Source organism: Epilithonimonas sp. (assembly GCF_056329745.1).
Genome location: NZ_JBWEYV010000007.1, coordinates 158,076 through 167,839, shown reverse-complemented (window position 1 = coordinate 167,839; position 9,764 = coordinate 158,076). Strand labels below are relative to the sequence as shown.

The 9,764-nt window shown below is 38.4% G+C and carries 7 protein-coding genes and 1 pseudogene; 4 read left to right on the top strand and 4 right to left on the bottom strand.

What is annotated here, in order from left to right:
* Positions 1-60: 60 nt before the first annotated feature.
* The 3 genes and pseudogenes from bglX to AC00Y6_RS07530 all read right to left on the bottom strand — a co-directional run.
* A complete protein-coding gene (bglX, locus tag AC00Y6_RS07540; protein WP_474490007.1) occupies positions 61-2,388 on the bottom strand; it encodes a beta-glucosidase BglX in 2,328 nt (775 codons plus the stop codon).
* Positions 2,388-3,104 carry a carboxylesterase family protein gene (locus tag AC00Y6_RS07535; RefSeq protein ID WP_474490006.1) on the bottom strand — a complete coding sequence of 239 codons (717 nt, stop codon included), beginning with the start codon at positions 3,102-3,104 and terminating at the stop codon, positions 2,388-2,390. The genes bglX and AC00Y6_RS07535 overlap by 1 nt, the downstream gene beginning before the upstream one ends.
* Positions 3,105-3,195: 91 nt before the next feature.
* Positions 3,196-3,405 (bottom strand): annotated as a pseudogene (locus tag AC00Y6_RS07530) (glucoamylase family protein); the annotation flags it as partial.
* A gap of 99 nt (positions 3,406-3,504) precedes the next feature.
* On the opposite strand from AC00Y6_RS07530, the gene AC00Y6_RS07525 reads away from it, so the two are divergent.
* On the top strand, positions 3,505-4,059 hold the full coding sequence (locus AC00Y6_RS07525) for a ferritin (RefSeq protein ID WP_474490005.1): 555 nt from the start codon (positions 3,505-3,507) through the stop codon (positions 4,057-4,059).
* 63 nt (positions 4,060-4,122) lie between these two features.
* The gene (locus AC00Y6_RS07520; protein WP_474490004.1) at positions 4,123-4,428 is read left to right on the top strand and encodes a DUF493 family protein; all 306 of its coding nucleotides are present in this window, start codon (positions 4,123-4,125) and stop codon (positions 4,426-4,428) included.
* Positions 4,429-4,700: 272 nt separating this feature from the next.
* Here the strand turns inward: AC00Y6_RS07520 and AC00Y6_RS07515 are convergent, their stop codons facing one another.
* Positions 4,701-6,725, bottom strand: a complete 2,025-nt coding sequence (locus tag AC00Y6_RS07515; protein WP_474490003.1) for a M13 family metallopeptidase — start codon at positions 6,723-6,725, stop codon at positions 4,701-4,703.
* 191 nt (positions 6,726-6,916) lie between these two features.
* Here AC00Y6_RS07515 and AC00Y6_RS07510 point away from each other — a divergent pair, with 191 nt between their 5' ends.
* A complete protein-coding gene (locus AC00Y6_RS07510; protein ID WP_474490002.1) occupies positions 6,917-8,527 on the top strand; it encodes a Na+/H+ antiporter in 1,611 nt (536 codons plus the stop codon).
* A 428-nt stretch (positions 8,528-8,955) separates the two neighbouring features.
* The gene (locus AC00Y6_RS07505; RefSeq protein ID WP_474490001.1) at positions 8,956-9,648 is read left to right on the top strand and encodes a hypothetical protein; all 693 of its coding nucleotides are present in this window, start codon (positions 8,956-8,958) and stop codon (positions 9,646-9,648) included.
* Positions 9,649-9,764 lie beyond the last annotated feature (116 nt).

The following is a 9,764-nucleotide window of genomic DNA, read 5'->3' as shown; positions in this document are numbered from 1 at the left end:
TTAAAAGCAACAAAAGCCTTTCAGATAATCCTGAAAGGCTTTTTTGATAGATAAACATGGTTATTTGCTCCAGGTTATCCTTGTTGTTTTGACATCATGGGAATTGGTTCCAATCATAATATCAAAATCACCGGCTTCCCAATCGTATTTTAAATCATTATTAAAGAATTTAAGATCTTCCGGCGTGATGTTGAATGTTACTTTTTTACTTTCACCAGCTTTGAGATACACTTTCTGGAAACCCTTCAGCTCCTTTACCGGTCTGGTAATGCTTCCTACCAAATCTCTGATATACAACTGAACCACCTCGGCACCGTCATATTGGCTGTTATTCGATAAAGTTACGGAAGCTTCCACGGTTGTATTTCCGGCTGGTTTTGCATTGGAAACAGAAACATCGGAGTATCCAAAATTACTATAACTCAATCCAAATCCAAAAGGATAAAGTGGCGTATTGCATTCATCCAAATAATTGGATCTAAATTTATCAAATTGGCATTTCTCGGTACTTTCATTACTAAGCGGTCTTCCTGTATTTTTAGCATTGTAATAAATCGGAATCTGCCCTACACTTTTCGGGAAGGTCATAGGCAATTTGGCAGAAGGATTGACTTTGCCATACAGTACGTCTGAAATGGCATACCCGGCCATACTGCCCGGGAACCAAACATTCAGGATGGCATCTGCCAACTGGGATTCTTCTGCCAAAACCAATGGTCGCCCCGTGAACAGAACGAGAACAATTGGTTTTCCCGTCTTTTTAAGTTCCCTTAATAATTGTTTTTGCGTTTCCGGAATTGTAATATCTGTTCTTGAACTGGATTCGCCACTCATCTCGGCACTTTCACCGATGGCCAAAACAATCACATCGGCTTTGGCGGCCATATCAACAGCTTCTTTTCTGATCTGCTCTGCTGGTCTGCTATCTCTGCCTGAGATCTTCCCAAACATTGATGCACGCTCTTCCATTTTTTCCGATTCATAAATATTGCTTCCTTTTGCAAACACAAAATTAACATCTTTGCCAAGCGTTTCCTTCAGGCCTCGCAATAATGAAATGGAATTGGCGTGTTTCGCCGCAACACTCCAAGTACCGGTCATGTTCATAGCGTTGTCTGCTAATGGCCCGATGACGGCTACGGTTCCTGATTTTTTTAGTGGCAGGATTTGCTTATCATTTTTCATCAGAACCATAGAATTGGAAGCAATAGTTCTGGCAGCTTCCAGGTGTTTTGGACTGAATACCTCTTTCTGTGATCTTTTGGAATCTGTATATTTATAAGGATCATCAAAAAGCCCCAAGTCATACTTGGCTTCCAGTATTCTTCTGGCAGCATCAGTTACTGTTTGCTCCTTTACTTTTCCTTCGGAGATTGATTTTTTGAGTGTTTTCAGGAAGCCTTCCCCTACCATATCCATATCGATTCCGGCATTCATTGCCAACGCAGAAACCTGCTGAAGATCGCCCATTCCGTGGTCAATCATTTCGTTGATGCCCGTATAATCCGTTACCACAAAACCATTAAATTTCCATTGATTTCTCAGTACGTCGGTCATCAGCCAACGGTTGCCGGTTGCCGGGATACCATCTACCTCATTAAAAGAAGCCATTAACGAGCCTGCACCAGCATCTACTGCTGCTTTGTAAGGTGGAAAATAAGTGTTATACATCTGTACTCTACTCATATCCACAGTATTATAATCGCGACCACCTTCTGGCGCACCATAGAGTGCAAAATGCTTCACGCAAGCCAGCATTGTATTGTTTTTGGAAAGGTCATTGCCCTGATATCCATAAACCATCGCTTTGGCAATCCTACTTCCAAAGTAAGGATCTTCACCCGAACCTTCGGAGACCCTTCCCCATCTTGGCTCCCTGGAAATATCCACCATTGGGGAAAAAGTCCAATTGATACCATCTGCAGTAGATTCCTGTGCTGCAATTTGTGCTGACCTCTGGATCATATCCATATCCCATGAGGAAGCCAATCCTAGTGGAATAGGAAATGTAGTCTCATAACCATGGATGACATCCATCCCAAAAATCATTGGGATCTTCAAGCGGCTCTTTTCTACTGCCACCTTTTGTACATCGCGGATCTTGTTGACACCTTTGATGTTAAATAAGCCTCCTACAAGCCCTTGCTCTATCTTTTTCCCAATATCTGAACTCTGTGCCTGTCCGGTGGTAAAATCTCCCGAAGATGGGAGGTTAAGCTGACCAATTTTCTCGTCCAGCGTCATTTTTGAGATAAGGTTATCTACAAAGGCTTTTTTCTTCGACTGATAGGCTTCTGACTGGAAAGACTGAACCGGCTGGGTGACAATCTGCTGCGCTAAAAAATAAGGCGACAAAGCCAAAGCAGCCAATATTACAAACTTCTTCATTATTTAATTTTTTTATTTAATTGTTGAGAAAACATCCAGCTCCATAGCTTAGGATCGGAGTAGGTAGAGTCCCACGAATTATGATTATCATTGGGGAAAATAACCAGCTCTGCTTTCGGATTGATGGGATGTAGTTTTTGATAAAAATTAAAAGCGTTTTCCGGCAGCACAATATCATCCATACCACCTTGGAACAACTTGATATTTAAATTCTTGTATTGATCAATATTAGCTAGCATTACCCGATCTGTAGGTGCGCAAACTGCCGCAACAGCCGCAAACATCTCGGGATGTTCACCGGCAAGCTTCAGGGCTCCCCAGCCACCCATTGAGAGTCCTGTAAGATAGATTCGATCTTTATCAATTTTATATTTTTCCGAAATATCCTTAATCAAGAAATAAATGGCATCGGTATCCCACCATGTATTTTCGGGGCATTGTGGAGCCAGTATGGCAACGTGTTCTTGCATTAGGTTTTTGTAGGTAAACGGGCTGTGTGCCTTAACGATTTCCAAATTATTGCCTCGCTCACCAGAACCATGCAAAAAAACGATCAACGGGATTTTGTCTTTATGGTTTTGTGGCAAATCGAGAATATACTTGATATTTTTCTGAATTTTGATTTCCTTACGGAATTCAGATTTGATCTCTTGCGCATTGATCAATCCTGATAAACCAACAAAAAATAGCGGGAAATATTTTAATTTAAAAGTCATTTTAATCTTATTATTAAAAGTGAATAAAAAATCAGACATTATTACATCAAAATGAGACAATAATTTTCTGAGCCTAAGATAATACTTTTTGCTAATCTATGTGATGTTTTTGGGAATGGAATCCAATCTTGCTAAGACCATTCTTGATTTCCGGTGCATTCATAAAAAGATTCCAAAGCAAACCTGTACGGTAATTCTCAATCATTGGGGCAATAGTGCCTTGATCTATCGCCAAATACCGCGGCGTATACCAATCATTAAAGTTGATTGAGAAAGATTTTAGCCATGAATACCAAAATTTGATATGGCTCAATATTTGTCATTTAAGTAATTTAAATAGTCAATTACTCATATTGAGGTATTAACTATGATTAGTAAGAATTAAATAATCATCTATATTATGAACACAAACAGACTTTCACCTGCAATTCAAACTGCATTGATTAAACAAATGACTAAAGAAGGCCACGCATCTCAGATTTTCCTTTCTTACGGATGTTGGGCAGATGTAAAAGGCTATGGCGGTATTGCCAATTTTTTGTATAGACACTCGCAAGAAGAACGAAATCACATGATCAAATTCATGAGATACATCCTTGACCGAGGAGGCGAGGCCAAAGTTGAAGCTATCCCTGCACCACCAGAAGATCCAAAAAATCTAACAGATTGTTTTAATAAGGTTTTTCAACACGAGGTAGATAACACCACGTCAATTTACAACTTGGTAGATTTAGCTTTGCAGGAAAAAGACTGGGCTACTTGGAATTTTATGCAATGGTTTGTCAAAGAACAGATTGAGGAAGAGAAATTGGCTCTTGAACTGATTGATAAACTGAAAATTGCCGGTGGAGACAGAGCTACAGATGAATCTCTATTTTCATTAGATAAAGCACTAGAAGCTGCGCCGGATGATGTGCCATTGCCGCAGACCGCTACAGCAGAAAATCCTTCTTAAAGAAAAAATATTATTATATTTGATCTCCGTACTTTTGCGGAGATTTTTTTTATACTACCCATTATGGCAAATATCATTGAAAGCAATCATGCAAATCCAGAAGAATTCTACATATCTCTAAAAGAAAAACTGGAACAACAGCACAACTTCCCAGAAGAGTATTTATTTAAGTTTATTATCACAAGCGATTCGGGGAAAATTACAGAAATCCTCAAAGTTTTTGATGGATTCAAATATACCCTATCCAACCGTGAAAGTTCTAATGGGAAATATACATCGGTTTCTATCAACTGTTTTGTATTGGATGCGGATCAGGTTGTGGATATCTACCAAAAAGTGGGTAAGATAGAAGGTGTTATGATGCTGTAAAGGGGATTTCAAATCATAAAACGGCTTGATAATTGTAATTTTTCGATCAAAAAATCAATATGAAAAAGGCTTTTTTCAGACTACTCAATAAAGTTAACAAAGCTGTTCTTCCTAAATACAGCAAAAAAGATTTTACTAAATTAACGAAATTGCAAAAGGCAATTTTTGCCTATCGTTATATCGTTTTGATCAATTCTCTTGATTAATAATTTGATATACAGAGCACAAAAAAAAGCCCAGTAAAAACTGAGCTTTTTTCGTTTTGTTAAATGTTACCAGATTTTTACTCTTTCTTCTGGTTTTTTATAGAGTTTATCACCTTCTTTTACATCAAACGCCTTGTAGAAAGCATCGGTGTTTACAAGAGGGCCAAAGCTTCTGAAAAAGCCTGGTGAGTGTGGGTCTGTTTTAACCTGGTTGGTAAGATATTTTTCTGTGGATAAAGTTCTCCAAACTGTTGCCCAGCTAAGGAAGAAACGCTGATCCGGTGAATAACCGTCAATTTTTCCAGGATTACCCTTATCCTTAAGATACATTTGCAACGCATCATAAGCGATGTTAACACCACCAAGATCGGCAATATTTTCACCATTGGTAAAGGTGCCGTTCACATGTACATCTTTTGCTGGTTCGTACTTGTCATATTGCGAAGCCAAACTTTTTGTTGCTTTCTCAAAATTAGCCTTATCATCTGCTGTCCACCAGTCTTTAAGGTTGCCATCTCCGTCAAACTGAGCACCACTGTCATCAAAACCATGAGTCATCTCATGACCTATTACCGCCCCAATGCCCCCAAAATTAACTGCAGCATCTGCATCTGGATTGAAGAATGGCGGTTGCAGGATGGCAGCCGGGAAAACAATCTCGTTGTTTACAGGATTATAATAAGCATTCACAGTTTGTGGTGACATACCCCATTCTGTTTTGTCTACAGGCTTACCTACTTTTTCCAGTTCTTTGCTGTATTGCCAGCTTTCTACATTCTGAAGGTTCGAGTATAGTGTTCCACCGTCATTATCAGACTTAAGTGTTAGCTTAGAGTAATCTTTCCATTTGTCTGGATAAGCAATTTTTACTGTGAATTTATGTAGCTTTTCCAGCGCCTTTTCCTTGGTGGTATCAGACATCCAGCCCAAGTTGTTTATGTGTACGGCAAAACTTTTCTTAAGATAATCGATATAAGTTAGCATTTGAGCCTTAGCTTCGGGTGTAAAATATTTTTCTACATAGACTTTCCCAAAGGCTTCTCCCAATACACCATTGATTAATGACAAAGCTCTTTTGTTGAGTGCGCGCTGCTCTTGTTGCCCCTGCAAATATTTGCTGTAAAAATCAAATTTGAGGTCATCTAGTTTTTGGTTGAGATAACCTGCGCTGCCGGATGTCAAATGGAATTTAAGATAATCCTTGATAACTGGGATGTTATTCTCTTTAAGAAAAGTATCCAGATGTTTGTAATAATTAAGTTCCCCAATAATTACTTTATCTGTTTTTACACCTGCTTCTGCGAGATATTTGGGAAGATCTACACTTTTTACAAGAGTTTTAAGCTCGGGCAATGTTTTGGGATTGTACTGCAGGTTGGCATCACGTATTTGCTCATTGGTAAGCAATGTCTTAGCCATAGCCTTTTCAAAATCTACTATTTTAGCCGCAGCAGCGTCTGCATTGCTATAGCCAATTTCTTTTAGAATTTGTGCAACATACTTTTTATATTCAGCAATGGTTTCTGTATTTTTCGCTGATTCTTTTTGGTAATAATCTCTTCCTAAACCAAATGTAGCGTCACCTAGGTAAACGGCATTCATCTTAGAGTTCTTGAGATCTCCATCTACACCCCAACCATAGAAAGCATTTTCTCCTCTTTTGGTTGCTTCGGTAAGATACTTTTGCAAGTCTTTGGTATTTTTGATGGCATCAATCTTGGCAAGATCAGCTTTTATAGGACTTAGACCATCTGCGTTACGTTTGCTCATATCCATGTAAGTCTCATAGAGCGCCTGTATTTTTTGCCCTTCGGAACCGGTAGCAAATTTTTCTTTCAGGATGTTGTCCAGAAGTTTTAGAGAATTGTTGTCCGTAGTTTCTCTTAATTGAGTGAAGGATCCCCAACTGGGTTTGTCAGCAGGGATTTTTGCAGTTTTCATCCATGTTCCGTTGACGTAATTGTAAAAATCGTCTTGTGGGCGTACGGATGTATCCATATAATTAAGTTCCAGAGCGGCTTGTTTTGTCTGTGCGAATGCTATGTTAAATACCGAAGTAAGTACCAACGCACTGAGAGAAATCTTTTTCATTTTAGATTGAATATAATAGTCTATACGTCTTTTAATTTTTCTTTTTGTTACAAAATAGTCGTTGTATTTTACATTATTATCAGTTTATAAGACATATGCTATTTTTTAATTTTTATTAAAGTATTATATTACTAGGATTTTTATTTTCATAATGATATTTTTACAATGTTAATTTTAATGATTCAATAGCGATGCACCATAATTTACTACTAATCCTTGCACTACTGTTTTCTGTTTTTATAATGGTAATGCTGGCGAACAAAATTAAAGTTGCTTATCCCATTTTTTTGGTTGTTGCAGGGCTTCTTATCAGCTTGCTGCCGGGCATACCCGAAATTGAACTGGATCCGGAACTGGTCTTTTTGATATTTTTACCGCCATTACTCTACGAAGCTGCATGGTACACATCATGGAATGACTTCTGGAAATGGAAACGCCCCATTGCTTTGCTGGCTTTTGGGTTGGTTTTCGCTACTTCTCTAATTGTCGCCTATCTCACACAGGCTTTGATCCCCGGTTTTACTTTAGCACTTGGCTTTTTGCTGGGTGGGATTATTTCTCCGCCAGACGCGGTTGCAGCCACTTCGGTTTTGAAAGGTCTACCAATTCCAAAACGTATCTTGAGCATTCTGGAAGGGGAGAGCCTTGTTAATGATGCATCTTCATTAATTGTATTCCGTTTTGCGCTTGCAGCTATTATCACCGGTGGATTTTCTCTTAATCAAGCCGTTGGTCAGTTTTTTCTGGTCGCTGGTATGGGGGTGGTTGTTGGATTAATTGGTGCAGGTCTCATTTACCTTATACACCGCTATTTACCAACTACATCTGCAATAGATGCGGCACTCACAATTATGACACCTTATATTTTGTACTTGGGAGCAGAGCAGTTTCATTTTTCTGGCGTTATGGCTGTGGTAAGTGGTGGGCTCTTTATATCATACCGCTCTCACGAAGTTTTCAGAAATGGCAACACGCGCCTTAATATGCTCGGGGTGTGGACCACGGTTATATTTGTAATGAATGCGATGGTTTTTATTCTAATTGGCCTATCCTTACCCTCAATCATTCACAAATTAGAAGAATCATCACTAATACAAGGCATCAAATACGGTGTCATTATCAGCATTGCGGTAATACTTATTCGGTTTTTGTGGGTTTACCCCGCGGCTTTTATCCCAAGATGGCTTTTTCGCTCGGTTAGAAAAGAACAGTCACCAGGTTGGAAGGGTCCGCTAATTATTGGCTGGGCAGGGATGCGCGGTGTGGTCTCTCTTGCTACAGCCTTGTCTATACCATATCTTTTGCCGGACGGTTCACCATTTCCGCACAGGAATCTTATTTTGTTAATTACCTTTGTCGTTATTTTTATAACATTGGTAGTTCAAGGGCTCAGTCTTCCATTTTTGGTGAAGAGACTGGATATGCCATCTATGGATCAGGTTTTGCCATTGGAACAACAGGAAGCTCAGATCCAGATACGGCTTAACAGGCTGGCTATTCATCTAATTTCTACCAAGTATAAAGATGAACTTGCAAAAAGTAACCTGCTGAAAAACTATTATAGCCAGATTGGAACCGAACTCGAAAATACAGAAAACCAGCTTGATTTTCTAGAATGTAAGGACTGTACAACGCATGAAATTGACAGCTACGAAAAAATTTTAAAGGAAGTGTTTGAAAAGCAGCGTATTGATATTTTCCAAATGAGAAAGGAGAAATATTATGATGACGAAGAGATCCGCAAGGCAGAACTGCAACTGGATTTGAATGACCTGAAATTAAATCCAGATTTTATGTCTTGAGCATTAAATCCAAAATTAATCAAAATTCGCTTTCTTTCGGTGGAAACTTAGTTTAAGCTGGTGTTATAAAATAAGACCATTTGTTGATCATGGCTTAGACGTTGCCGAGCTCAGTTCCTATGTTTTTTTTGCCCAATCAAATTTTAAGAGGAGAAATTAATTTTCATTCAAGAACACATCATTTTTGGCAAATGCTACTCTTATCCTTGATTTTTCATGGAATAAAGCCCTTTCGAATGCCTTCTTTAATTTCCGCTTCTCCATGATCCGAATAAAATACCTGAATAAAAAATACGCTAACAACTATCTCACTTTTCAAAATTACTGACATTAAAAAAAATTAATTTCATCCTCATTTCATCCTAATAGAGGTCACATACATTTGTATCATAAAAATAAACAAAATGTATCATCTAAATTTTAAAGAAATGAAAAACAAGATTTTAAACTCAGGTAAAATAGTTATTGTGGGATTTTTAATGGCAACCGAATTCACCAATGCCCAACCCCCAGTGCATCAGTTAGATCACCGTCACGTAATAGAAAGACCCAGACCTGACATTTTGAAAGAAATCACTACCGTATCAGGAACTGTTTCCAAAATGGCGGTGAATGACGATTTTGTATATGATGGTTTCTATCTTGCCACGAAGGGAGAATCTATATTGATAAAATTCCCTCCTCATTTGGGAAACCAAATTACAACATTAGCTAAACAAGGTAACAACGTCAGTGTAAAAGGTGTTGCCGATGTTGCACCAAACGGCGAAAAATTATTCCGACTAAACAGTATTACGGCTAACGGAAAAACCATTGAAGATTTGCCAACAACGATCTTACCTACGCCATCACAGGAAATATCGGTAAGTGATAGCGGAACCATTACCAACCTTCAGAGAAACAAAGAAGGCGATGCTGTAGTAGGCCTGTTTGTGGGTAATACCATACTAAAAATGCCACCCCATATCTACCAACAGTTGGGATCATCATTAGTAAATGGCACAAAAATATCTTTCACAGGTTTCAAAAAGGTAGAAAATGCCGGTGAAGTAGCCGAGAAAAAATACAATATTGTGCACGCCAGAACGATTAGCGTAAATGGCAAAGATTATTCACTTTAAAAATTGATTGAATTAAAAGAAACTTGGGCAGATTTTAGTAATTTGCTCAGGTTTTTTGATATAAAGCAATGGTTTTCAAACTTAGGACATATAACTTATTGAAAATAATTTCTATT